This window comes from Pseudoalteromonas sp. S1650 (assembly GCF_005887195.1).
In the GTDB taxonomy this organism is placed as follows: Bacteria; Pseudomonadota; Gammaproteobacteria; order Enterobacterales; family Alteromonadaceae; genus Pseudoalteromonas; species Pseudoalteromonas simplex.
On sequence record NZ_PNDF01000031.1, the window covers coordinates 52904 to 78647 of the forward strand.

Consider the following 25744-nt stretch of genomic DNA (forward strand, 5'->3'; position numbering starts at 1 on the left):
ATTTTTTTACCGATTTTGTCCAGTCTGTGAACTATGTATTCAACAATCGACGTAATATCTTCAATAAACATGATGCAACCACTGTATGTTAGGGTTTGTTTTTGTAATAATGCATTAGTTTTGTCACCATGCAATATTCAGAGGATTATGCTCCTATGGCGGAAATTGAGAATCGCCCAAGTAACTTTATTAGAACGCGTATCGACGAAGATCTAGCAAGCGGTAAGCATGCGTCTACACACACGCGTTTTCCACCAGAACCAAACGGTTTTTTACACATTGGTCATGCAAAGTCTATTTGTTTGAATTTTGGTATCGCCCAAGATTATCAAGGTCTTTGTAACTTACGTTTTGATGATACGAATCCAGAAAAAGAAGACATCAACTACGTAAATTCGATTAAAGAAGATGTGCAGTGGTTAGGTTTCCAGTGGGATGGTGAAATTAAATATTCATCTAACTATTTCGATGCGTTATACGGCTATGCTGTTGAGCTTATCGAAAAAGGCCTAGCGTATGTGTGTTTCTTATCGCCAGATCAAGCCCGTGAATACCGTGGTACTCTAAAAGAGCCGGGTAAAAATAGCCCACACCGTGATACGCCAGTTGAAGAAAACCTAGCGCTATTCGAAAAAATGCGTAATGGTGAGTTCAAAGAAGGCGAATGTGTACTGCGTGCTAAAATCGATATGGCAAGCTCATTCATGGTATTGCGTGATCCAATTTTATACCGTGTACGTTTTGCTCATCACCACCAAACAGGTGACAAGTGGTGCATTTACCCAATGTACGACTTCACGCACTGTATTTCAGATGCGCTAGAAGGTATTACACATTCATTATGTACGCTTGAGTTCCAAGATAACCGTCGCTTATACGATTGGGTATTAGATAACATCAGCCTTGAGTGTCATCCGCAACAAATCGAGTTCTCACGATTAAATCTTGAGTACACCATTATGTCTAAGCGTAAATTAAACGACTTAGTAGTAAATGGTCATGTTGAAGGCTGGGACGACCCACGTATGCCAACGATTGCTGGTCTACGTCGTCGTGGTTATACACCTGCATCAGTGCGTGAGTTCTGTTCTCGTATCGGTATCACTAAACAAGAAAACATGGTTGAAATGGGCATGCTAGAAGCTTGTATCCGTGAAGACCTAAATGAACATGCACCTCGTGCAATGGCTGTTCTTGATCCGGTGAAGATTGTTATCGAAAACTATGACGCAGATAAAGTAGAAACATTGTCTGTAGCAAATCACCCGAATAAAGAAGAGATGGGTCGCCGTGACGTACCTTTCACTCGTGAACTTTATATCGAGCGTGAAGACTTCCGTGAAGAAGCAAACAATAAGTTTAAGCGTTTAGTTCTTGATAAAGAAGTACGTTTACGTGGTGCGTATGTAATTAAAGCTGAGCGCGTTGAAAAAGACGAAAACGGCGAAATTACAACTATCTTCTGCTCTTACGATCCTGAAACTTTGGGTAAAAACCCAAGTGATGGCCGTAAGGTTAAGGGTGTAATTCACTGGGTATCAGCGAGTGAATCTATCACAGCTGAAGTTCGTTTATACGACCGTTTATTTAACGTGCCAAACCCAGCGGCAGCAGAAGACTTTAACGCAACACTAAACCCTGAATCACTTGTGGTTCTTGAAAATGCGAAAGTTGAGCCGTCACTTGCAAATGCACAAGCAGAGCAGGGCTTTCAGTTTGAGCGTACAGGTTACTTCTGTCGTGATAGCAAAGCAGAAACATTAGTATTCAATCAAACTGTGGGTCTTCGTGATTCATGGGCAAAGATTGAACAAAAGGGCTAATACCTAATCTATTAAGTGTCTAAGCTTAATAAAAAACCCTTTCACTTTTAAAGTGAAAGGGTTTTTTTATAACTCTTAAAAGCGATTAGAAATAACCGCGAATACCCAAGCTGAAGTTACGACCAGGTAGTGGCGCTTTTTCTTTAATGAATGAGCTGTGTACGAAACCAAGTTCATCGGTTAAGTTGTCAACATTAATATAAAGCTGTGTATCAACAGGACCTAAGTCAAGTTGGTAGTTAGCTGATGCATCAAATAGGGTATAACCGTCAGTTTTTGTCTCGTAAGCAGTAATGTCAGACTGCTCAAAATAATGAGTACCGGTTAGGCTAAACTTCCAATCAGACACTGTGTACTGTAATTCAGAACCCAGTTTATTAGCCGGAATACGAGGTAAATAACCTTCATCATCTTTTAGCTTAGCCGTTGTTAAATCACCAAACACTTTAACTAGCGCATTTGGCGTCACTTGATAGTGTACGTCAAATTCAATACCGTATAATTTCGCATCTTTACTTGTGAATTGATAAACCGCCATTGCATCTTCATCTGCATCAGCTGCAGATTCTAAGCCATGCTCTTCATCAAAAACTAAACCGGTATTTTGCTGGAAGTAGTAGTTTTCAATGTCGTTATAGAAGAAGTTAACTGTGTAACCAAAGTCACCAATAAAACGACGGAAACTTAGATCAAAGTTCGTTGCAGTTTCTTGCTTGATATCTTCTGGCTCAAAATGAATTTCGCCATCTTCAATATGATAACCAAGACCTACCTCGTAAGTGCCTGTTGCGATATGAATACCGTTTGATAGTAATTCAGCACTCAGCGGCGCACGTTCTGAACGTGATACACTTAAAGCAACACTTTGACCTTCTTGATATTGCCAAATTGCACCTGCAGATAAGCTTAGGTTTGTGAAATCTTCACTGTAGTTAATGATTTCAGCTTCTTCTTCGTCATGGTGCTCTCCTTCCTCTTCATGATCGTGATGATGCTCAGCCATGCTTACAGCAGAATCGATTTGATAATCTTCAAGGCGTGCACCTAATTCAATGGTCACATCACCAAACTGGCGCTCTTCAAGAACGAATAACGCGTTTGTTTTAGTGACACTTGCTGGCGTAAAAGCTTCTTCACCATCTGCATCATAGTCAGACTCAGTGTAGTGATAACCAGCCATACCGTGCCAAAGGCCTAACTTGTGCTCTACGGTTGCACGTGCTTCGGTTGTTTTGTTTGTAAACACGGTGCCCACTGCACCATCTTCAATTTCAGCGTGTTTGTAGTCTGTGTAGCCAACGCGTAGTGAGATATTTTCAATCCAGTTATCATGAAGTGCATAGCTCATGTAGCCTTGCCAGCGGTCTTGCTCTAGCTGTGCAAATACTGATTCTTCGTGCTCTTCTTCACCTTCATGTTCGTCACGATCTTCCTCTTCTTCATGATGATGATGCTCATGAGCAGGAATACCGTAATCTGTTTCGATGCGGCCGAATGACACACCTATCGTTAGGTGATCGCCCACGTAACTAGTACCAAAGTTAACTGTTTGGCTATCGATAAAGGTGTTTTCTACGCTGTTAGCTGTTTCGTGTTCTTCATGCTCTTCACCTTCATGCTCCTCGTGCTCTTCATGTTCCTCAGGAAGCTCAAAGTTCGGTGTGTCGTAATCGTGTCCTTTACGCTTGGTACCGTCAAAATGGAAGTTGAAACCATCGTTACCGGTTTCAAGTTTTGCAGCATAGGTGTTGGTATTAGATACTGTATCGTGTGTATATTGAGCAGCACCGGTTAAAGACTCGATGTTATCGGTAGGAATACGGTTATCAACAACGTTCACCACACCACCGATAGCGCCAGAGCCATAAAGTAGAGTAGCAGGGCCGCGAAGTACTTCGATTTGCTCTGCTGCTAGGCTGTCATTTGATGTTGCGTGGTCAGGGCCGATACGAGATGCATCACTGCTATCAAGGCCATTTTGGGTGATTTTCACACGCGGACCATCTAAACCACGAATAATTGGGCTTGATGAAACTGGGCCAAAGTAGCTAGCATTAACGCCTGGTAAACCTTTTAGTGTTTCGCCTAATGTCGGTTTTGCTTTGTCTTTTAACTCATCACCGGCTAAAACATTCACAGGCGAAATCATTTCAAGACTATTTTTATGAAGCGCTGATGCATAAACAACAACCGTTTCAACTGAGGTTGGTGTAAGCGTAACCACAACATTTTGGTCTTCGCCATTAATAGCAATACGCTTATCGATGAAATTGTTTTTACTGATGTGAAGCTGACCTTTATTATCTACATCAATTTTAAACTGACCTTGTTTGTCAGTCACAACACTTTGTGATTTGCCGTGTACATGTATTTCAGCATTACTGATAGGTTGTTGGTTTTTATCTAATACTTGACCTGTGATCACAGCAGCCATTGTTGATTGGGAAAACAGCGCAGCGGCAACAGCACTAGAAAGAATTGAAACTTGCTTCATCATTACTACTTCTAAGTTTGTTGTTGAGTGTTGCGTTATATTATAACGCTGAAAATATTAATCGCAATAACGTTATACTATAACTTTACCTATACCTTAACCTAAGTCGCGATTTTATCACCATACACTATACTGAGACTGTTACACTGAGATGGCTGAATCTTATGTCTGATAAAAATAGGGTATTCAAAGCAAATTTTACTATTGCTGATTTAAGAGAGCATCGTAATCACAAAGAGGTGTTTACCACTGCTTGTGACCGTCGTGAAAGCTATCAACACTTTGTACTCAAGCTTTTAAGTTATTGCTTATTTTCACACAACGAAACAGCCATATTGAATGCAAGGTTCAGTCATGCTGAACCGGATGTGTCAATAAAAGCGCTTGATGACCACTATCAAACATGGCTTGCTGTTGACCAACCGGATATTGTGCAGCTTAATAAAATCGCGAAGCGGGTTGATGAACTGTGGGTCGTGACAACCTTAAACAACGACTGGCTTAAAGAAAATGAGCACCAGTTGGATCTGATCAATAATGGCCATTTAATTGCGTTTGATGACAGCTTCATTGAGGAATTAGCGAGTCATCTAACTAAAAATCTGCAGTGGGATGTTACGATTGATCAGCAAATGGTGAGTGTGTCAGATAAAGAAAATTTCTACCAAACGAGTAAGCTTATTTGGCATTAAAGCTCAATTTTTACCTTGCCATTGGGTTTACTACAACACAGCAATACTTCACCAGTTCTAACAAAAGCAAGCGGTTCTTGATTGTAGCTCACATCACCTTCGACTAATTTTGCACGGCATGCGCCACAATAACCTTCACGGCATTGGTAGGGTACATCTATTTTGTGTTGTTCTAGGCATTCAAGGAGAGATGAACAGCCAGAATCAAATTCAAGATTCTGGCTGTCTGTTCCTGCAAGGATAACCTCTGCAGTGGTGTTTGAGCTCATTACAGGTCGAAGTCACCAAAGTCAGATGCATCAACTTGAGAGTCAATTTGACCAACAAGGTAAGAGCTGATTTCAGCTTCTTGTGGAGCAACTTGAACGTTGTCAGATACTAACCAAGAGTTGATCCACGGAATAGGGTTACTCTTACTTTCGAACTGTGCAGGTAGGCCTACCGCAGTCATACGTGCATTAGTGATGTATTCAACGTATTGGCATAAGATATCTTTGTTAAGACCAATCATAGAACCATCTTTGAACAGGTATTCTGCCCAATCTTTTTCTTGTTCTGCTGCTTCAACAAACATCTGAATTGCTTCTTCACGACATTGTGCTGCAACGATTGCCATTTCTGGGTCGTCTTTACCTTCTTGCATAATGTTCAAGATGTGCTGTGTGCCAGATAAGTGTAGCGCTTCATCACGGGCGATTAGCTTGATGATTTTTGCGTTACCTTCCATTAATTCACGCTCAGCGAAAGCAAATGAACAAGCAAAACTTACATAGAAACGAATCGCTTCTAAGATGTTAACCGACATCATTGCAAGGTAAAGTTGCTTTTTAAGGTCAAACAAGCTGACTTTAACTTCTTCACCGTTGATCACATGTTTACCTTCACCATATAGGTTGTAAACAGAAATCATGTTAATTAAATCATCGTAGTACTTAGTTACCGCATCAGCACGCTCACTGATTTTTTCGTTGCTTACGATATCATCAAAGATAAGTTCAGGAGATTGCGTAACGTTACGAATAATGTGCGTGTATGAACGGCTGTGAATGGTTTCACTAAACGCCCATGTTTCAATCCAAGTTTCTAACTCAGGAATAGACACAATTGGTAATAACGCAACGTTAGGTGAACGGCCTTGTACACTATCAAGAAGCGTTTGATATTTTAAGTTACTTAAAAAGATGTGCTTTTCGTGTTCTGGTAACGCTTGGAAGTCAAGACGGTCTTTACTTACATCAACTTCTTCAGGACGCCAAAAGAACGAAAGTTGCTTTTCGATTAGCTTTTCGAAGATAGGGTACTTTTGTTGGTCGTAACGTGACACGTTTACCGTTTGGCCGAAAAACATCGGTTCTTGTAATTGGTTATTATGATTTCGGCTAAAAGTTGTATATGACATAGTGATTTCTCAAAAAACAGTCAGGACAAAGCGGGCTAATGAGCCCGCTTTTGTTATGTTATTAATTTAATTAGATTTTACAAGCGCCGCCTGCACAACCGTCATCTTCTACCTCTGGTGTTAACTCATCTTGAGAGTCTGATGCACCATCACGTGTGTTGTGATAGTACAGGGTTTTAACACCAAGTTTATACGCAGTCAGTAGGTCTTTTAATAGCACCTTCATAGGTACTTTACCGCCTTCGTACTTAGATGGATCATAGTTAGTGTTTGCAGAGATCGTTTGGTCAACGAATTTTTGCATAATACCAACCAGTTGTAGGTAACCATCGTTTGAAGGAATATCCCACAGTAGCTCGTAGTTATCTTTCAGATTTTCATAATCTGGCACTACTTGCTTTAAGATACCATCTTTACTTGCTTTAACACTGATATGACCACGTGGTGGCTCGATACCATTTGTCGCGTTAGAGATTTGCGATGATGTCTCTGAAGGCATAAGGGCAGATAGCGTTGAGTTACGCATACCGTGCTCTTTAATGCTCTCGCGTAATGAATCCCAATCTAAGTGAAGAGGCTCATCACAGAACTGATCTAGGTCACGTTTGTAAGTATCTGTTGGCATAATGCCTTGAGAATAGGTTGTCTCGTTAAATTTAGGACACGCACCACGTTCTTTCGCTAACTCATTTGATGCTTTCATTAGGTAATATTGAATTGCTTCAAATGTTTTGTGAGTTAGGGCATTTGCGCTGCCATCTGAGTAGCGCTTACCATTTTTTGCTAAGTAGTATGCGTAGTTAATAACACCAATACCTAGCGTACGACGACCCATAGTCGCGTTTTTAGCCGCAGGAACAGGGTAGTCTTGGAAATCAAGTAAGTTATCAAGGGCACGTACTGCAAGTTCAGCAAGCTCTTCTAATTCATCAAGTGATTCAATTGCACCTAAGTTAAACGCCGACAGCGTACAAAGTGCAATTTCACCTTCTTCATCCATTACATTGCTAAGTGGCTTAGTTGGTAGTGCAATTTCTAAACATAAGTTAGATTGACGAATTGGTGCCACAGTCGAGATGAACGGGCTGTGCGTATTACAGTGGTCAACGTTTTGTAAGTAGATACGACCTGTGCTGGCACGCTCTTGTGCAAACATTGAGAATAACTCAATCGCCTTAATACGTTTTTTACGAATTGACTCGTCTTGCTCGTATTTGATGTATAGCTCATCAAACTTCGCTTGATCTTCAAAGAACGCATCGTATAGACCCGGTACATCTGATGGGCTAAATAATGTGATGTAATCGTCTTTGATTAAACGGCTATACATTAATTTGTTGAACTGCACACCGTAGTCAAGGTGACGAACACGGTTATCATCAACACCACGGTTGTTCTTAAGAACAAGTAGGTTTTCAACTTCTAAGTGCCAAAGTGGGTAGAACAGCGTTGCTGCGCCGCCACGAACACCACCTTGTGAACAGCTCTTAACTGCTGTTTGGAAGTGCTTATAAAACGGAATACAACCTGTGTGGTACGCTTCGCCGTTACGAATAGGACTACCAAGAGCACGGATGCGACCGGCATTAATACCAATACCTGCACGTTGCGAAACATATTTAACAATCGCAGACGATGTTGCATTAATAGAATCTAGGCTATCACCACATTCAATAAGTACACATGAGCTGAACTGACGTGTAGGGGTACGTACACCTGCCATGATAGGTGTCGGTAATGAAATTTTGAATGTAGATACTGCATCATAAAAACGCTTGATGTAATCAAGGCGTGTCTCTTTTGGATAATCAGAGAATAAGCTTGCAGCCACTAAGATATATAAAAACTGTGCACTTTCGTAGATTTCACCAGTTACACGGTTTTGAACTAAATACTTACCTTCAAGTTGCTTAACAGCAGCGTAGCTGAAGTTTAAGTCACGGTTGTGATCAATGTAAGCATCTAACTCGTCAATTTCTTGTTCGGTATAATCAACAAGTAGGTGTTGATCATAACGCTTGTCTTCAACTAATTTGGTGATGTGATCGTATAAGCGTGGTGGCTCAAATTGACCATATGCTTTTTTACGTAAATGGAATACAGCTAAGCGAGCAGCGAGGTATTGGTAATCAGGCGTATCTTTAGAGATCTGATCAGCTGCTGCTTTGATGATTGTTTCATGAATGTCATCGGTACGAATGCCGTCATAAAATTGAATGTGTGATTTTAATTCAACTTGTGAGACAGACACATTCTCTAGACCTTCTGCGGCCCAAGCGATCACGCGATGGATCTTATCTAGATCAAGTGACTCTTTACGGCCGTCACGTTTGCTTACAGATAGCTGTTGGTTCATAGTTTTGCCTGTATTCCTTGGGAAATTTTAGTTGTAAGACAAAGGTATTCTTTAATGTAATTATTATTATTCAACACCAAGATAAACTAATTGAATAACATTTAGCCACAATATCTGGTGTTGTTTAAATTGCAGATCACAAGATAGTGTGGTCTGAGTTGTTTTGCAAGGGATAGAATTGCCCCAATTTGTGGATAACTATTGGATAAGCGCATTGTGTTAGTAACCATTAACCTTTGAACATTCATAGACGACGAAATTTGTAGAAATCAACAAAAGATCCAGAAAATTTACCGTTTTGAAAAATAAATTTTGACTGATTTTTTTATCATCAATGAATGCTCAAAAGTAAATCAAATCACAATATATGGTGTTTCAGTTTTTAAATGGCACTATATATGGTTAAAACCGTCAATTGGTGTTTGCCAATTGAAATCCGCTTGCCAGCCAAGTGCAGCGTCTACACTCGGTATGTAACCCCATAACGCTGTTGCGCTATACATGTTGGCTGCTTTTGCTGCTTGAATATCACGTTCAGCATCACCGATATATAAACAACGGCTCGGATCAACATCTAAGATCTCAGCAGTGTGTAATAGTGGATCCGGTGATGGTTTTGACACAGCTAATGTATCGCCACTCACAACTGCCTTTGCATCACGCAAAGAGGGAATAGCTTGCACTAAGGGCTCAGTTAAAAAGCCGGGCTTATTAGTCATAATGCCCCACTTAATATTGTTTTGCTCAAGTGCAATTAAAAGCTGTTCGATGCCGTTGAAGCATTTACTGTGCACAGCAATATCCTCGGCGTAATAGTCAAGAAGCTGTTGGCGCAAGGCGAGTTGTTCAAGTCCGGGCCATTTATCCCCAAACCCTACTTCTAATAATGCATTTGCACCGTTAGACGCAGCAGGGCGATAAACATGCTCAGCAACAGGCGCCACATTGGCGTCTGCTAACACGCGGTTTAATGCACCACCTAAGTCATCCGCGGTATCGAGTAGTGTGCCATCTAAATCAAAGATAAACGCATCAAAATCGATAGAGGGTGTTTGCACACCACTCATTAGGCTAGTTTCTCAAAGTGCAGGATGTAATTAACACTTACATCATCATTTAAGCTGTACTGCTTAGAAAACGGGTTATAGTGAAGGCCGGTACTGGCGCGTACTTTTAATCCTGCTTCTTCTGCCCATGCAATAAGCTGCGCAGGTTTGATAAACTTTTTATGGTCATGCGTACCTTCAGGCACCATTTTTAAAAGCTTTTCAGCACCGACAATAGCAAACAAGTAGGCTTTTGGTGTTTTATTTAATGTTGAAAAGAATACATCAGCGCCCGGTTTAGCAAGTTCTGCTACAGCACGAATAATAGAGGCAGGGTCTGGAACATGCTCAAGCATTTCCATACAAGTCACAACATCAAAGCGAGCAGGGTGCTCAGCAGCGAATTGCTCTGCAGGTACTTTTATATAATCAACAGGCACGCCTGTTTCTAAACTATGTAACTTAGCAACGGTGAGTGGCTCTTGGCCCATATCGATGCCGGTTACTTTAGCGCCCATACGCGCCATACTTTCACTTAAGATGCCGCCACCACAGCCAACATCTAAGGTTTCCTTATCAAATAAGCCGCCTACTTTATCAGCGACAAAATCCAAGCGAAGAGGATTTATTTCATGAAGGGGTTTGAACTCTCCGTCGCGGTCCCACCAACGTTCTGCGATGGCTTCAAACTTTGCAATTTCTGCATTATCTACATTTTGATGCTCGGTCATAAAAAACTTCCTCGTTAATCTGAGGCCATTATATAGGGGGAAATTAATAAATCGCAAAGATTTAGCGCCTGTAAATCTAAATAAATTGTGATAGCATGGTCTGGAAATAATAACTAAAGCTCTTAAGACGGCGGTTTGCCTCTTAATGAGTCAATACTGAAGGAATGTGAAATCAAATGACTGATCTCGCCAATGAAATTCTGCCAGTCAATATTGAAGATGAATTAAAAAATTCCTACCTTGATTACGCGATGAGTGTAATCGTAGGACGTGCATTGCCAGACGTACGTGACGGCTTAAAGCCAGTTCACCGCCGCGTTTTATTCGCAATGAACGAACTCAATAATGATTGGAATAAACCTTACAAGAAATCAGCACGTGTTGTTGGTGATGTAATCGGTAAGTACCACCCACATGGCGACAGCGCGGTATATGACACCATCGTTCGTATGGCGCAGCCTTTCTCATTACGCTACATGCTTGTTGACGGCCAAGGTAACTTTGGTTCTGTTGACGGTGACTCTGCGGCAGCAATGCGTTATACGGAAGTCCGTATGGCGAAAATGTCACATGAATTATTAGCTGATTTAGAAAAAGAAACGGTTGATTACGTACCGAACTACGACGGTACTGAGCAAATTCCTGACGTATTACCTACAAAAGTACCTAACTTATTAGTAAATGGTTCTTCGGGTATCGCGGTTGGTATGGCGACGAACATTCCACCTCATAACTTAACAGAAGTTATCAATGGTTGTTTAGCGCTTATTCAAAACCCTGATATGTCAATTGCTGACCTTATTGAATATATCCCAGGTCCAGATTTCCCGACTGCGGCGATTATCAATGGTAAAAAAGGCATTGAGCAAGCGTACTTAACCGGCCGTGGTAAAGTATATATCCGCGCTCGCGCTGAAATCGAAGTTGACGAAAAAACCGGTCGTGAAACAATCATCGTTCACGAAATCCCTTATCAAGTTAACAAAGCACGCCTTATCGAAAAGATCGCAGAGCTTGTTAAAGATAAGAAGATTGAAGGTATTAGCGCACTACGTGACGAATCAGATAAAGACGGTATGCGTATCGTTATCGAAATCAAACGTGGTGATGTTGGTGAAGTAATCTTAAACAACCTATATGCACAAACTCAGTTACAAACTGTGTTTGGTATGAACATGGTTGCACTGGATAACAACCAACCTAAGTGTTTCAACTTAAAAGAAATGCTTGAAGCGTTTATCGTACACCGTCGTGAAGTTGTTACACGTCGTACTGTATTTGATTTACGTAAAGCCCGTGACCGTGCTCACACGCTTGAAGGCTTAGCGATTGCACTTGCGAATATCGACCCAATTATCGAGCTTATTCGTAAGTCACCAACACCAGCAGAAGCAAAAGCGGCACTAACAGCACGTTCTTGGGAATTAGGCACTGTTAAAGCAATGCTTGAAAAAGCAGGTGAAGATAACGTAGCGCGTCCTGATTGGTTAGCGGCTGATTTAGGTATCCGTGACGGTCAGTACTATTTATCTGAGCAACAAGCACAAGCAATTCTAGACTTACGTTTACACAAATTAACGGGTCTTGAGCACGAGAAGATCTTAGACGAGTATCAAACACTTCTTGATCTAATTGCTGAGCTTTTACACATTCTTTCAAGCCCAGAGCGTTTAATGGAAGTTATCCGCGACGAGCTAGTAGAAATTAAAGAGCAATATGGTGACGAACGTCGTACTGAAATCAGTGCAGCAGCTCACGATATTAGCCTTGAAGACCTAATCAATGAAGAAGACGTTGTTGTAACGCTTTCTCACGAAGGTTACGTTAAGTATCAACCATTATCGGATTACGAAGCACAGCGTCGTGGTGGTAAAGGTAAGTCAGCAACGAAGATGAAAGATGAAGACTTCATCGAACGTCTATTAGTTGCAAATACCCACGATACAATCTTATGTTTCTCAACAGCAGGTCGCTTATACTGGTTGAAAGTATATCAGTTACCATTAGCAAGCCGTGCAGCGCGTGGTAAGCCAATTGTTAACTTATTACCTCTTGAAGCTGATGAGCGTATTACTGCTATCTTACCAGTACGTGAGTACGAAGAAGATAAATACATCTTCATGGCAACTGCGTTTGGTACAGTTAAGAAAACACCACTTACAGCATACAGCCGTCAACGTGCGAGCGGTATCATCGCTGTTAACCTAAATGAAGGCGATAGCCTAATTGGTGTTGATATCACAGATGGCACGAATGAAATCATGCTATTCACTGATGCTGGTAAAGTTGTTCGCTTTAAAGAAGCAGAAGAATCAGCAGTTGTTGATGAAAACGGTAACCCAGTTCTAGACGAAAACGGTAACCCAGAAATCCGCTTCAAAGGTGTACGTCCAATGGGTCGTACAGCAACAGGTGTTCGTGGTATTAAGATGGCTGACGACCAACGCGTTGTGTCGTTAATCGTACCTAAGTCAGATGGTGCAATCCTAACTGTGACAGAAAACGGTTACGGTAAGCGTACAGCACTTGAAGATTACCCATCGAAGAGCCGTGCAACACAAGGTGTTGTATCAATCAAAGTAAGCGAACGTAATGGCGCTGTGGTTGGTGCAGTACAAGTTGACGATAACGACGAAATCATGATTATCTCGAATCGCGGTACCTTAGTACGTACCCGTGTAAACGAGGTTTCTACGGTTGGTCGTAATACTCAAGGCGTTATTTTGATACGAACTATTGACGAAGAGCAAGTAGTTGGTTTACAACGTATCGAAGAAATCGAAGTTGATGAGCTAGAAGCCATCGAAGGCGAGGCCGTTGAAGTAGTCGATACCAATACTGAAGAAACGGGTGATAACCCACCTTCAGAATAACATTGATTTAAAAAGCGGCTTCGGCCGCTTTTTTTATCCGCACTATAATTACTGGAATGAGGCAAAGTAATGACTAAGTATAATTTTTGTGCAGGACCGGCAATGCTACCGCCGGCAGTTATGCAAAAAGCACAAAAAGAATTTATAGATTGGCAAGGTTTAGGTGTCTCTGTGATGGAAATTAGCCATCGCAGCAGCGACTTTTTAGCGCTTACCACTAAATGTGAAGCAAGCCTGCGTCGTTTAATGAATATTAGCGATGAGTTTGAAGTGTTATTTATGCACGGCGGTGGCCGTGGTCAATTCAGTGCTGTACCACTGAACCTTCACCTTGATGATAAGCCAGCCGTGTACTGTGAAAACGGTGTGTGGTCTAAAGGGGCTACTTCAGAAGCGGCAAAATTCACTGCAGTTGAAAGCATCAATGTACGTGATGATGAGCAGCAAAATGGCCAGTTCTCTATAAAACCAGCAAGCAGCTGGGAATTACCAGCTGATGCGTCATACATTCACTATTGTCCGAATGAAACCGTCGATGGCATTGAAATTTTTGACGTACCATCACACCCATCAGCACCGATTGTGGCTGATATGTCTTCGACCATTTTATCGCGCGAGTTTGACGTAAATCAGTTCGATCTTATTTACGCTGGGGCACAAAAGAATATTGGCCCGTCTGGTTTATCGATTGTTATTATTCGCAAAACACTTCTTGAGCGTGAAGGTCTTGCCAAGCCAGGTATTCTTGATTACGCCTTAGAAGCAAAACAAGGCAGCATGTATAACACGCCACCGACATTTGCGTGGTACTTAGCTGCTGAAGTATTTGAATGGCTTGAAGCAAACGGCGGCGTTAAAGCGATGGAAGAACAAAACATCGCAAAAGCAGAACTTCTTTACAGCTACATTGATAGCTCAGATTTTTACAGCAACAAAGTTGCTAAGCATTGCCGTTCGCGTATGAACGTACCGTTTAGGCTAAACGACGAATCACTGGATGATAAATTCATTAGTGAGTCAAAAGAAGCAGGCTTATTAGCCCTTGAAGGTCACCGTATTGTCGGTGGTATGCGCGCAAGCATTTATAATGCGATGCCACTTGAAGGTGTTCAAGCCTTGGTTAATTTTATGGAAAAATTCGCCAAGGAGAACAGCTAATTATGGAACAGCTTCGTCTTGAACCGATTGCAAAGGTAAATGGTAGTGTGACACTGCCAGGCTCAAAAAGTTTATCAAACCGTATTTTGTTACTAGCTGCTCTTGCAGAGGGCACAACGGTTGTTGAAAACCTACTAGATAGTGATGATATTCGTCACATGCTAGGTGCGTTAAATCTTCTAGATGTAAAGGTATCGCTTAACGAAGATAAAACAGTGGCCACCGTAGAGGGTATTGCAGGTAAATTTAAAACGCCAAGTGAGCCGCTCTTTTTAGGTAATGCTGGTACTGCTTATCGTCCACTAACAGCGGTTTTAGCTGCAGTAGATGGCGAGTACCAGCTGGTGGGTGAGCCGCGTATGGAAGAGCGCCCAATCGGCCATTTGGTAGATGCACTGCAAGCACTGGGTGGTGATGTTGAATACCTTAAGCACAAAGATTATCCACCACTGGCCATCAAAGGCGGCAAAATCAACGGTGGCAAAGTTGCAATTGATGGCAGCATTTCTAGCCAGTTCTTAACAGCGTTACTAATGGCAGCACCATTATTTAATGGCGATACAGAAATCACCATTAAAGGCACGCTGGTATCAAAGCCTTACATTGATATTACCCTAGATGTAATGAAGCGCTTTGGCGTTACTGTAAGCCATGATAACTACCAAACATTTTACGTTAAAGGCTGTCAGCAGTATCAAGCACTTGAGCGTATTATGGTTGAAGGTGATGCATCAAGCGCCTCTTATTTTGTTGCGGCGGCTGCAATAGCAGGCGGCGAAATTGAAATTAACGGGGTAGGTGCGGTATCTGTTCAAGGTGATATTGGTTTTGCCAAAGTTATGGAACAAGTAGGCGCCAAAATCGATTGGTACGATGAAAAGCTGGTAGTTCGTAAAGGCGAGCTAAACGCGGTCGATATTGATGCCAATGCAATCCCTGATGCGGCAATGACACTCGCCACTGTTGCGCTTTTCGCTGAAGGTAAAACAGCAATTCGTAATATCTATAACTGGCGTGTAAAAGAAACAGATCGCTTATATGCCATGGCGACTGAGCTTCGTAAAGTTGGTGCAGAAGTGGTTGAAGGTGAAGATTTCATCGAAATTACACCACCAGACACTTTTAACGATGTAGCGATTGATACCTATAACGATCATCGTATTGCCATGTGTTTTGCAATGGTTGCCGTTGGCGGAAAGCCGATAACCATTAACGATCCTAAGTGTACATACAAAACTTTTCCAACGTTTTTCAAAGTACTAGAGTCTGTCTCAAGTCAATAAAACAGAAGAAAATATAAAAAGTTACATTCTAAATGCGGATCTATTTCTAGAACTGGCGTATAATATCGCGGTTTTATTTTGGTGTGCATTGCAGGAGGTTATAAATGCAGGCGTTATCAATGCCCGTAATCACCATCGATGGCCCAAGTGGTTCAGGTAAAGGAACTGTTTGTCGCTTGTTAGCCGAGAAATTAGGTTGGGATGTATTAGACAGTGGAGCGATTTACCGTGTGCTGTCACTTGCAGCGCTTCATCATCAAATTGAACTAGATAATGAAGATGCGCTAGTTCCGCTAGCTGCAAACTTAGATGTACAGTTTTTGGTCGATAGCCAAACGCATACTTCTAAAATTGTCTTGGAAGGCGAAGACGTCACAACCACAATTCGTAACGAAGAAGTGGGTGCTGCGGCATCAAAAATTGCTGCATTACCACGGGTGAGAGAAGCATTATTACGTCGTCAACGTGCGTTTCGTACTGAGAGCGGCTTAATTGCCGATGGTCGTGACATGGGCACAGTTGTGTTCCCAGATGCACCATTGAAGATTTATTTAACCGCATCAGCTGAAGAGCGCGCTCGTCGTCGCTTTGCTGAGTTGAACGAACGCGGTCTTGATGTTACACTAAGTGGTCTACTTGAGGACATAAAAGCTCGCGATCACCGTGATATGACGCGTGAAGTTGCGCCGCTTGTTCCTGCAGAAGACGCCATTGAGCTCGATACAAGCGAGCTTAATGCAATGCAAGTGTTTGATAAAGTTATAACTTTACTCGACGAAGCAGTACTTGCAGGAAAGCTTCCAAAAGCTTAAAAGTAATTTATTAAGGTGCCGGCAGGAAGCCAGTGCTATTTTAACAACCCCATGCAGCATGGTTGCTAATTGGTTATTTAATTATTTAGAGACGTATAATGTCAGAAAATTTTGCGCAGTTATTTGAAGAAAGCCTTAAGGGTTTTGAAGCAGAGCAAGGCTCTATCGTTAAAGGTACTGTTATCTCAATCGAGAACAACATCGTACTTGTTGATGCTGGTCTTAAATCTGAAAGTGCAATCCCTGCTGAGCAATTCAAAAATGCTGCTGGTGAACTAGAAGTTGCTGTTGGCGACGAAGTAGATGTTGCTTTAGACGCAATCGAAGACGGTTTCGGTGAAACTATCCTTTCTCGTGAGAAAGCGAAGCGTCACGAAGCGTGGATCCGCTTAGAAAAAGCATGTGAAGAGCAAGAGACTGTTACTGGTGTTATCAACGGTAAAGTTAAAGGCGGTTTCACTGTTGAAGTTGATTCAATCCGTGCCTTCCTACCTGGTTCACTTGTTGATGTTCGTCCAGTACGTGACACAACTCACCTTGAAGGTAAAGAGCTTGAGTTCAAAGTAATCAAGCTTGACCAAAAACGTAACAACGTTGTTGTTTCTCGCCGTGCAGTTATCGAATCAGAGAACTCACAAGAGCGTGAAGAACTTCTTGCTAACCTTGTTGAAGGTCAAGAAGTTAAAGGTATCGTTAAGAACCTTACTGACTACGGTGCGTTCGTTGACCTTGGTGGTGTTGACGGTCTACTACACATCACAGACATGGCGTGGAAGCGTGTTAAGCACCCTTCAGAAATCGTTAATGTTGGCGACGAAATCGCAGTTAAAGTTCTTAAATTCGACAAAGAAAAGACTCGTGTATCTCTAGGCCTTAAACAGCTTGGCGAAGATCCATGGGCAGCTATCGCTGGTCGTTACCCAGAAGGTTCTAAGCTTTCTGGTCGTGTAACTAACCTTACTGACTACGGTTGTTTCGTTGAAATCGAAGAAGGCGTAGAAGGTCTAGTACACGTTTCTGAAATGGATTGGACTAACAAGAACATCCACCCTTCAAAAGTTGTTTCACTAGGTGACACTGTTGAAGTTATGGTTCTTGAAATCGACGAAGAGCGTCGTCGTATTTCTCTTGGTCTTAAGCAATGTATTGCTAACCCATGGCAAGAATTTGCTCGTCTACAAAACAAAGGCGACCAAGTTACTGGTAAGATCAAATCAATCACTGACTTCGGTATCTTCATCGGTCTTGAAGGCGGTATTGACGGTCTTGTTCACCTTTCAGACATTTCTTGGAACACGCCAGGCGAAGAAGCCGTACGTGAATTCAAGAAAGGCGACGAAATCACTGCTATCGTATTACAAGTTGACCCAGAGCGTGAGCGTATCTCTCTAGGTGTTAAACAAATCGAAGCTGACCCATTCAATAACTACCTGGACGCAAACAAAAAAGGTGCTATTGTTAAAGGTAAAGTGACTGAAGTTGATGCGAAAGGCGCAACTGTTGAGCTAATCGAAGGCGTTGAAGGTTACATCCGTGTAGCTGATATCGCTCAAGAGCGTGTTGAAGATGCTACTACTGTAGTTTCTGCAGGCGACGAAATCGAAGCGAAATACGTTGGTGTTGATCGTAAGAACCGCACTTTAAGCTTATCTGTTAAAGCTCTTTTCGAAGCAGAAGAGAAAGAAGTACTAGAGAAGCTTAAGAAAGAAGAGCCAGCGTTCGAAAACGCTATGGCTGCAGCATTCAAAAATGCTCAAAAAGACTAATATCTAGTCTTTTAAAATTGGAAGGGCAGTTTTGCCCTTCCTTTACCACTCTTTAAGGAAACGCTATGACTAAGTCAGAATTGATAGAACAACTTGCCGAGCAACACGCACACATCCCTGTGAAAGATGTTGAAAATGCCGTTAAAGAAATTCTTGAACAAATGGCCGGCTCATTATCTAGCTCAGATCGCATCGAGATCCGTGGCTTTGGAAGTTTCTCATTGCATTATCGTTCTCCTCGCACAGGTCGTAATCCAAAGACTGGCGAAACAGTTGAGTTAGACGGTAAGCACGTACCACATTTTAAACCAGGTAAAGAATTACGTGACCGCGTAAATGCGAGTATTGCCTAGTTTTATACAGGAGTAGTTACTTGTTTAGGGTATTAAAAATTGTATTAATTGCGCTGTGTTTATTTATTGCGTTTGTACTTGGTTCACAGAATCCACAATTGGTGCAAATCAATTATTTAATCGCCAGTAATACTTTGCCCTTAGCTGTTGTAATAAGTATCTGCTTTATTTTAGGTGTCGCAATTGGTTGTTTTATAAGCTTTACACTGTTTTCTCAGTTAAAGTGGCAAAATTATCGCTTAAAGAAAAAATTAGCGCCTGAAAAAAACAATAAAAAGCTTGTTGCTAATAAAGACACCTAATCATGATTGAGCTTCTGTTTTTACTTTTACCCGTTGCAGCCGGTTACGGTTGGATAATGGGTAAAAACAGCGCTAAAAACCAAGCTCATCAGCTTAATCGCCAAATTACCTCTGAATATTCTAAAGGCCTTAAATTTCTCTTAGACAGAGAAGAAGACCAAGGCTTAGAGCACCTTATTAATCTACTCGAAGTTGCCGCTGATTCTGTTGAACATTATTCAACGCTTGCAACTATGTTCCGCCGCCGTGGCGAACTTGACCGCGCCATTAAAATTCATGAGCTGCTATTAAAACATCCAAGCCTTGATGAGCAACAAGCTGCAACCAGCCGCTTAGAACTTGCTGAAGATTACATTATGGCAGGCTTGTTAGATGGTGCAGAAGAGCATTTAGTATGGCTTGTCAAGGCAGGCTATAAAGAAGCCTTAGAGCCAATTATTAATCTTTATTCACAAACCCGTGAATGGGAAAAGGGCATTAACATGTACGAGGCCCACAGTGAGTTGTTCACAAAACCTCAGCATGTAAAAGCGATTGCCAATTTTTACTGTGAAGCAGCCTTACAAGACAATGATACGCAAATTATGCGTAAAGCCATTAGCTTAAACCATAAAGCTATTCGCCCATTGTATGAGCTTGGCCACAGTGCTTTCACCAAAGAAGATTATGTAAAAGCAATTTACTATTGGCGCGAGCTAATTAGTCAGTTCACGTTTTTTGCGCCGGTATTTATTGAAGAATTAGCACTCAGTTATCAAAAGCTTAATTTAACGCATCAGTTTTACGAATTACTCAATGAACTGCTTGATAAAGGTGGCGTATTAATAAAAATAAAACACTGCCAAGCTTTACTTGAACAAGGCCACATAGAGCAAGCAATTAAATTTTTAACGGATAGTTTAAAGCGTCATCCGACTATTCGTGGCTTTAGCTTTTTATTACAGCTACTTGCCAAACAAAACAACGATATTAAAGATGTACTCGATCAAATTGATAAGCTAGTAACGTCTTATATCGCAACCAAACCTGATTTTCAGTGCCAACACTGTGGCTTTACCAGTCATACCATTTATTGGGTATGTCCATCTTGCAAGCACTGGGAAACAATTGTTCCAAGCCGTGGCATAGACGGTTTTTAATTCATATTAGTCCATTAGTTTTTAGGAAAGTTATGTCTGTCGAAGATTCAAAAAAAGTATTAATTGCCCTTGATTATGATGATCAACAAACAGCTCTTGCGTTTGTAAAGCAATTATCGCCTGATACGTGTCGCCTTAAAGTAGGCAAAGAAATGTTCACGTATTTTGGTCCTAGCTTTGTTAAGGAACTAATCGACTTAGGTTTTGATGTATTCTTAGACCTAAAATTTCACGATATTCCAAACACAGTGGCTAAAGCTGTAACAGCAGCTGCAAAAATGGGTGTATGGATGGTTAACGTGCATGCCTCTGGCGGCGTTGAAATGATGACTAAAGCAAAACAAGCTTTAGAGCAGTTTGGTGATGATGCTCCATTACTGATTGCAGTAACTGTACTAACCAGTATGGATGCCGCAGAACTTAGTCGTTTAGGTGTAGATAAAACGCCAGAAGAGCAAGTAATTTACCTAGCAAAGCTTGCCAAAGAATCAGGCCTTGACGGGGTAGTGTGTTCAGCACAAGAAGCGAAAAAGCTAAAAGCAGAACTCGGCGCAGACTTTAAACTGGTTACCCCTGGTATTCGCCCAGCAGGCAGCGATGCAGGTGACCAAAAGCGCATCATGACACCAAAACAAGCCGTTGAAGATGGCAGCGACTATTTAGTTGTAGGCCGCCCAATCACTAAATCGGCAGACCCAGTTGCAACACTAAAAGACATTAACGACTCACTAAAATAACTCGTTATTTTAAAATAGCCTTAAAAGAGCATTGTAAGCGTGATTTATATCGCGCTAGATACAATGCTCTTTTTGTTTGTGGCAATTTTCCTAGGTTATCTGCATTTGAGAATTAGTTAATCAAGCTCGTTTTTGGACAAAAACACGTTAGAGTATTTAATCAGTAACGCCCATATTAACGGGCAAAGTAAAAGTTGGCTAAAATCGTGAACGGAGTGAACTAAGACAACTGTTACGTGTCCCGTTCAATTGTTTGTTAGCTGGCTTTTACCATTCTCTTAAGTTCATGAAGAAACTCATTATAGCTGTTCGAGTTATTGCCTCTATTTGTAGGCATTTCATTTACAATGAATTCCCTTAAATCAGGGTCTATTTTGAAAGGACCATCTTCAACTTCTTCTTGTATAAACCCATAGCTCAGCAGCAAAGAGTACTGGGTATATAAAGCCCCTAGAAAAAATTCACTGCTTAAGTTCATAGGGGTGTCTGGTAGGAACTCATCTAACGATACATCTATAACGTCAAACCCTTCACCATCTTGATTTTTTTCAACATATACTAAAAGTAAATAACATGCTTCATCAAGAGGAGAGCGATTGCTATTAATTAGCTTATCTATAGGTCTCTGTGGACCTGTGTCATTTGAGATTGGAGAGCTACTCATCTTTGTAAAATTACTTAGGTTTTCTCTAATGTGCTTTAAGTGTTTTTCAGAAGTATCTTTATCCGCTTTATAGGAACCTATGAATTTAGATAGCTCATTTGCTATATCTTGTATCTTCTCTAGCGACTTAGCTTCTAATTCTACGCTCTCTATTAAACTTCCAAGCGTACTTATTTGATTAGCTAGACCATCGCTTTTATTTTTTTGAGAAATCGACTCTCCATACGTGTAGCCTATAGCTAATACCGCTAAAATGATAGAAACTAGTGTTCCAGCAAATGACACATATCCCAATGCCGAAGCACTTTGAGAGTTTTCAAATACGGCATACCAAAAGAACGCCTGTACGATCGTTAAAGTTATTATTAATTGAATCCACTCTCGCTTTGTAAAAGCTTTTTTATTTTGTTTTTCCATAGTTTCTTTATTTTCTCAACTAGAGATATTAATTTTAGTTGCCAGCTAACTCCACAAACAGCGGCGGCTGAAAGCCGTCCGACTACTTTGTTTTGTTAATTTATAGTAGTGACCAAACCTGTACTGAGTCATCAACTTTTTTCTTGTTAATAACAGGGTTAGCCACGTATCATTATCCACAAACTTTTAGTCTTTTTCGTATTGCATATCGATCTGAACACCGAGCAACTTAGATTCCGGAGAATCGTCTTTTAACTCTAGCGTTACCGTACCAAGTATCTCCTCAAATTCTTCTTCTGCAAGAACATCTTTTAGTGATGTTAATTGATCTTCGTTAATGGTCGCTATATATTGTTTCCCATATTCTTTAGTCAATTTTTGAGCAAGCTGTAACAATATCGCTCTTTGCCTAGGATCTATATCACTAAACATCCTACTATCATGGAAAATGCTTTGAAAATGATGAACCCTGGAATTAATTAAGTTATTCAAGTCATAGCAAAATATTTTAACTTCGTTAATCCCATCTGAAGCGTCATTTTGAATTTTCGCACTTATTTTGAAACGTTCTTGGTTATTTCCCTCGTTATTTTTAATTGAAATGCCAGCAGGTACTCCAGGATAAAACTTATTTGCAAGGTCACTAAATCCAAGATAGACCGGATGCTCTTGTTCTTTATAAGCTTCCAAATACTCGATTGTAGTAACTTCTTGGCTTGATAGTTCCTTTTGCGCCTCTGCCATTTCCCTTTTAGAATGCGCCGAAATATTCTTGTAATCTTGCAGCTTGGAAAGCTTGCTCTTTAGTTCAATTAATTGGGCATTGATTGCTGCGAAAAAGTCTAACGCTCGACTGTTTGCCAGCAACTTCATTTTCTCATCAAAAGCTTTCTGCAGTTCATTCTTGCTTTTTACTTCTTCCAAATGTGTAGCAGATAACGTCTTAAGCTCTTTAGCTAATCGTTCACTCCGTTTAGTATGAATACTTTTATGGAATGCAGTAACATTTTCGAGCGTTTGTAGCGTGCCTTCTTTAAACAGCTCAGTAATTTCACCATAAAGATTATAAACTTGCTCTAAGTCCATATCCTGATACAAGCTCATACTGTGCTTAATATTTTTGATACTAGTATTTAAGTAATAAAGCCTGTTTTTCATTTGTGACAGTTTTTCAGCCATACCATCCGCTTCCGATTGGATCGCCGCGTAGTTTTCTGCCACGTTATAGTTTTTAATGTCAGACTCTAGTTTCTTTACATCTTGTGTTAAGCGAGAAATCTCAAATTCAACATCCAAATCACCAGTGTAGTACTCCCTTATTACCGGGTCATTTTTGAACGACTTTTCGAATTTTTCTAACTCTTGATAACGCTTCCGTATGTTTCGTTTTTGATAGACATAATCAAGGTCTAATTCAAGTAAGAAGGCATTATTTACCAAGGATGAAAATGGCTGCTCTTTCGCAGTTGCGAGGCTTGATACATAACTTCCTCGGCCTGTACGATAAAAACGTGAAAGAACAGTCCTAAAAGTAAGATATGGAGAGTCTTCGGGTATATCTACAAGCATTCGCTCCATTTCAGCATTGAAAGCAGTTTGCCCGAATTCCTTTTCATTTAGATAAATCTTGTTCTGATTTTTTGCAGTACGCCTTGCGGTAAAAGTTCCATCACCAACCTTGAAGCTAAGAGTAAACTCCCATCCCGACAAATACTGTTCAAATGCTGGGATTTTGTTGGAACCAAGGCAAAAATTTACGAGCTGCAGCAACAATGACTTCCCAACACCATTATATGTATTATTTTTATCAGTTGATGTGCTCTTCCCAATAATTAGGGTTAAACCCTTGGGGTTAAAATGAACTGTGTTAAAGGATGGCTTATTCGCTTTTAGAGAAATCAACTGCATTTGACTATTTTTCCTTGTTCATTCAATTCAATCGCTCCACATGCATATAAAAAATCTAACGCTAAAATGATGTGTTCAAAATCATGACTAATGAGCAAATTTAGGTTCTTCAACTTGTCATAGATTTGTTCAGGGGTCTGTGGACGAGACAATAAATTAAGAATATTTGCGCCTAACCCCAAAAGTGACTCAGACAACCGTATGTGCTTTTGTGGACTAAGCATATTCAATCACCTTCGGGTCATAACCTTCAGGTGGCTCCTCAAAGATGTCACATGCCTCAAAAAAGAAAGCCAAAACAGCGATTACATTTCTTTCGTAATCACGCCTCTGCATATTAGACAAGTTTTTAGGCAACATTTCATCAACCATGTTTTTAAAAACTATATCGGACTCAGACAAGCCTGTAGCTATTGCAGCTTCTGCATTGTCAGTATTTAAGTGCTGTTGGTACATTTCGTTCAACGAATCTCTAGACTGCTGGCGTGAAAACTTACTATTGGTTCGAAAATAGTCATCGACATAGCCTACTTGATATGCCCCGACATTAAGGTGCATCGCAGTACTTTTACCCAATTTATTAAAGAGTATCTTGTCATAAAAATCGGGTGGTTCATTGGCTTGAGAATCAGAAAAACCGCTGTAGCTCTTAGATACATAACCTACAATTTCTGCGACGATTGAATTATCGATAAACCCAATATCTTCTGGCTTTGGATAATAACCACATATTGAAGCAATACTGTCTTCTGGCAACTCCATGAAAACATCTTCTAACTCAGAAGAAAGAAATACATCACAAATCTCCAGGCTATATTTATTCTTAACGTTATTTAGCGTTGTATAAATTTCCGGATAGGCACCATGATATTTATCGTTGAATACAAAGTAGAAGTGTTTAATTGTATACTTATGCTCATTCCCCCAATACGCTATTAGTCCGTCTAAATCCTCTTCGATTTTTGAAGTAGCGGAAGTGGGATTGCCAATCGGAGATTGAGGAGAGTAGACTTGAAAATATTTTCCCTCTGATGGGATGAATCCATCATTTTTTCTATCACCAATACGTCCTTGTGGTTTAACTTTTTTAAAGTCTTTATTTGATGCACGCATCACATCACAAAACAAATCTTCGAATGCATTTCCATTTGACTCATGTATACGCAATTTAAAAGCTTTACGTACATCTAATTTTTGTTGAACATTCATTGGCGAATTCCTTTTACTGCATCCTCGATAGTTTTTATACCCTTGGCTAGTTTAGGGCTCACAGCTTTAAAATATTAACTATAAATTTTCACTGACTGAAGGTACTACACTTCCATTAGAAATTAACATGTTTATAGCGAGCTAATCGCGCGTTTTTCTACCACAGCGTAGCTCGTTTTTCTTATTAGATTATTTCTAACAAACTTGTTAACTAATTACCAGTGTTATTAAAATTTAGGAGTTCTCGCTTTTACCTCAGGATAAAAACGAGCGATTGGGTCGTTTACTGACGATGCAAGTAATAAACTTTGACGAAATAGAAAAGCAATTGTGACCGTCCGTAGATCTCTCTTTCGAGGCATTTGCATAAACACGTTTTGGGGCAGTAATGAGTTAATCCGGAAATGTTGTTTTTGGAACAATATCTACTTTCACTTTTAAATGAATAGTACTAAAAATAACGTTAGAAAATTTACGACACATGTACGTTAAAGCTATAAACCAATAAAAATAAAAAAGAGTAAAGCTTTCGCTTTACTCTTTCAGATAATTCAATATCTTGTTAACTCGCAACTCGCAACT

At 40.6% G+C, this 25744-nt stretch carries 21 protein-coding genes; 11 read left to right on the forward strand and 10 right to left on the reverse strand.

Annotated features, from left to right (window positions below):
- The first annotated feature begins 155 nt into the window (after positions 1-155).
- Positions 156-1823: a glutamine--tRNA ligase gene (gene glnS / locus CWB80_RS11355; protein WP_054551362.1), complete on the forward strand. Its 1668-nt coding sequence runs from the start codon at positions 156-158 to the stop codon at positions 1821-1823.
- Between the two features lie 85 nt (positions 1824-1908).
- Here glnS and CWB80_RS11360 read toward each other — a convergent pair whose 3' ends face one another.
- A complete protein-coding gene (locus CWB80_RS11360; RefSeq protein WP_138600720.1) occupies positions 1909-4317 on the reverse strand; it encodes a TonB-dependent receptor in 2409 nt (802 codons plus the stop codon).
- Between the two features lie 164 nt (positions 4318-4481).
- On the opposite strand from CWB80_RS11360, the gene CWB80_RS11365 reads away from it, so the two are divergent.
- Positions 4482-5009 (forward strand): YaeQ family protein, encoded by a 528-nt coding sequence (locus tag CWB80_RS11365; protein WP_138600680.1) that lies wholly within the window; start codon positions 4482-4484, stop codon positions 5007-5009.
- Here the strand turns inward: CWB80_RS11365 and yfaE are convergent.
- From yfaE to ubiG, 5 genes are all read right to left on the reverse strand, one after another.
- Entirely contained in the window at positions 5006-5278 is a 273-nt protein-coding gene (gene yfaE / locus CWB80_RS11370; RefSeq protein WP_054551359.1) for a class I ribonucleotide reductase maintenance protein YfaE, read from the reverse strand. The genes CWB80_RS11365 and yfaE overlap by 4 nt on opposite strands.
- Positions 5278-6408: a class Ia ribonucleoside-diphosphate reductase subunit beta gene (gene nrdB, locus CWB80_RS11375; RefSeq protein ID WP_054551358.1), complete on the reverse strand. Its 1131-nt coding sequence runs from the start codon at positions 6406-6408 to the stop codon at positions 5278-5280. The genes yfaE and nrdB overlap by 1 nt, the downstream gene beginning before the upstream one ends.
- Positions 6409-6478: 70 nt before the next feature.
- Entirely contained in the window at positions 6479-8764 is a 2286-nt protein-coding gene (gene nrdA / locus CWB80_RS11380; RefSeq protein ID WP_054551357.1) for a class 1a ribonucleoside-diphosphate reductase subunit alpha, read from the reverse strand.
- A gap of 392 nt (positions 8765-9156) precedes the next feature.
- Entirely contained in the window at positions 9157-9831 is a 675-nt protein-coding gene (locus tag CWB80_RS11385; protein WP_138600682.1) for an HAD family hydrolase, read from the reverse strand.
- Positions 9831-10541, reverse strand: coding sequence for a bifunctional 2-polyprenyl-6-hydroxyphenol methylase/3-demethylubiquinol 3-O-methyltransferase UbiG (gene ubiG / locus CWB80_RS11390; RefSeq protein ID WP_058585083.1), 711 nt, complete (start codon positions 10539-10541; stop codon positions 9831-9833). Before ubiG ends, CWB80_RS11385 begins: the two co-directional genes overlap by 1 nt.
- Before the next feature lie 176 nt (positions 10542-10717).
- Here ubiG and gyrA point away from each other — a divergent pair, with 176 nt between their 5' ends.
- The 9 genes from gyrA to pyrF all read left to right on the forward strand — a co-directional run bounded on the left by gyrA (position 10718) and on the right by pyrF (position 20964).
- Positions 10718-13414: a DNA topoisomerase (ATP-hydrolyzing) subunit A gene (gene gyrA, locus CWB80_RS11395; RefSeq protein ID WP_138600685.1), complete on the forward strand. Its 2697-nt coding sequence runs from the start codon at positions 10718-10720 to the stop codon at positions 13412-13414.
- Positions 13415-13483: 69 nt separating this feature from the next.
- On the forward strand, positions 13484-14572 hold the full coding sequence (serC, locus tag CWB80_RS11400; RefSeq protein WP_138600687.1) for a 3-phosphoserine/phosphohydroxythreonine transaminase: 1089 nt from the start codon (positions 13484-13486) through the stop codon (positions 14570-14572).
- A 2-nt stretch (positions 14573-14574) separates the two neighbouring features.
- On the forward strand, positions 14575-15855 hold the full coding sequence (aroA, locus tag CWB80_RS11405; protein ID WP_138600689.1) for a 3-phosphoshikimate 1-carboxyvinyltransferase: 1281 nt from the start codon (positions 14575-14577) through the stop codon (positions 15853-15855).
- A 104-nt stretch (positions 15856-15959) separates the two neighbouring features.
- Positions 15960-16667 carry a (d)CMP kinase gene (gene cmk / locus CWB80_RS11410; RefSeq protein WP_138600691.1) on the forward strand — a complete coding sequence of 236 codons (708 nt, stop codon included), beginning with the start codon at positions 15960-15962 and terminating at the stop codon, positions 16665-16667.
- Positions 16668-16765: 98 nt separating this feature from the next.
- Positions 16766-18433, forward strand: a complete 1668-nt coding sequence (rpsA, locus tag CWB80_RS11415) for a 30S ribosomal protein S1 (protein ID WP_054551350.1) — start codon at positions 16766-16768, stop codon at positions 18431-18433.
- A gap of 65 nt (positions 18434-18498) precedes the next feature.
- Positions 18499-18786, forward strand: a complete 288-nt coding sequence (ihfB, locus tag CWB80_RS11420; protein WP_036968575.1) for an integration host factor subunit beta — start codon at positions 18499-18501, stop codon at positions 18784-18786.
- Between the two features lie 20 nt (positions 18787-18806).
- The gene (locus CWB80_RS11425) at positions 18807-19088 is read left to right on the forward strand and encodes a lipopolysaccharide assembly protein LapA domain-containing protein (protein WP_054551349.1); all 282 of its coding nucleotides are present in this window, start codon (positions 18807-18809) and stop codon (positions 19086-19088) included.
- 2 nt (positions 19089-19090) lie between these two features.
- Positions 19091-20227 carry a lipopolysaccharide assembly protein LapB gene (gene lapB, locus CWB80_RS11430; protein ID WP_058585078.1) on the forward strand — a complete coding sequence of 379 codons (1137 nt, stop codon included), beginning with the start codon at positions 19091-19093 and terminating at the stop codon, positions 20225-20227.
- A 32-nt stretch (positions 20228-20259) separates the two neighbouring features.
- Positions 20260-20964, forward strand: a complete 705-nt coding sequence (gene pyrF, locus CWB80_RS11435) for an orotidine-5'-phosphate decarboxylase (protein WP_138600693.1) — start codon at positions 20260-20262, stop codon at positions 20962-20964.
- A gap of 256 nt (positions 20965-21220) precedes the next feature.
- Here the strand turns inward: pyrF and CWB80_RS11440 are convergent, their stop codons facing one another.
- The 4 genes from CWB80_RS11440 to CWB80_RS11450 all read right to left on the reverse strand — a co-directional run bounded on the left by CWB80_RS11440 (position 21221) and on the right by CWB80_RS11450 (position 25162).
- Complete coding sequence (locus CWB80_RS11440; RefSeq protein ID WP_138600695.1) at positions 21221-22045, reverse strand: hypothetical protein; 825 nt, start codon at positions 22043-22045, stop codon at positions 21221-21223.
- Between the two features lie 186 nt (positions 22046-22231).
- The gene (locus CWB80_RS11445; RefSeq protein ID WP_138600697.1) at positions 22232-23953 is read right to left on the reverse strand and encodes a DUF2326 domain-containing protein; all 1722 of its coding nucleotides are present in this window, start codon (positions 23951-23953) and stop codon (positions 22232-22234) included.
- Positions 23944-24177: an ABC-three component system middle component 6 gene (locus tag CWB80_RS23240; RefSeq protein ID WP_502705005.1), complete on the reverse strand. Its 234-nt coding sequence runs from the start codon at positions 24175-24177 to the stop codon at positions 23944-23946. Before CWB80_RS23240 ends, CWB80_RS11445 begins: the two co-directional genes overlap by 10 nt.
- Positions 24170-25162: an ABC-three component system protein gene (locus CWB80_RS11450; RefSeq protein ID WP_138600699.1), complete on the reverse strand. Its 993-nt coding sequence runs from the start codon at positions 25160-25162 to the stop codon at positions 24170-24172. Before CWB80_RS11450 ends, CWB80_RS23240 begins: the two co-directional genes overlap by 8 nt.
- Positions 25163-25744 lie beyond the last annotated feature (582 nt).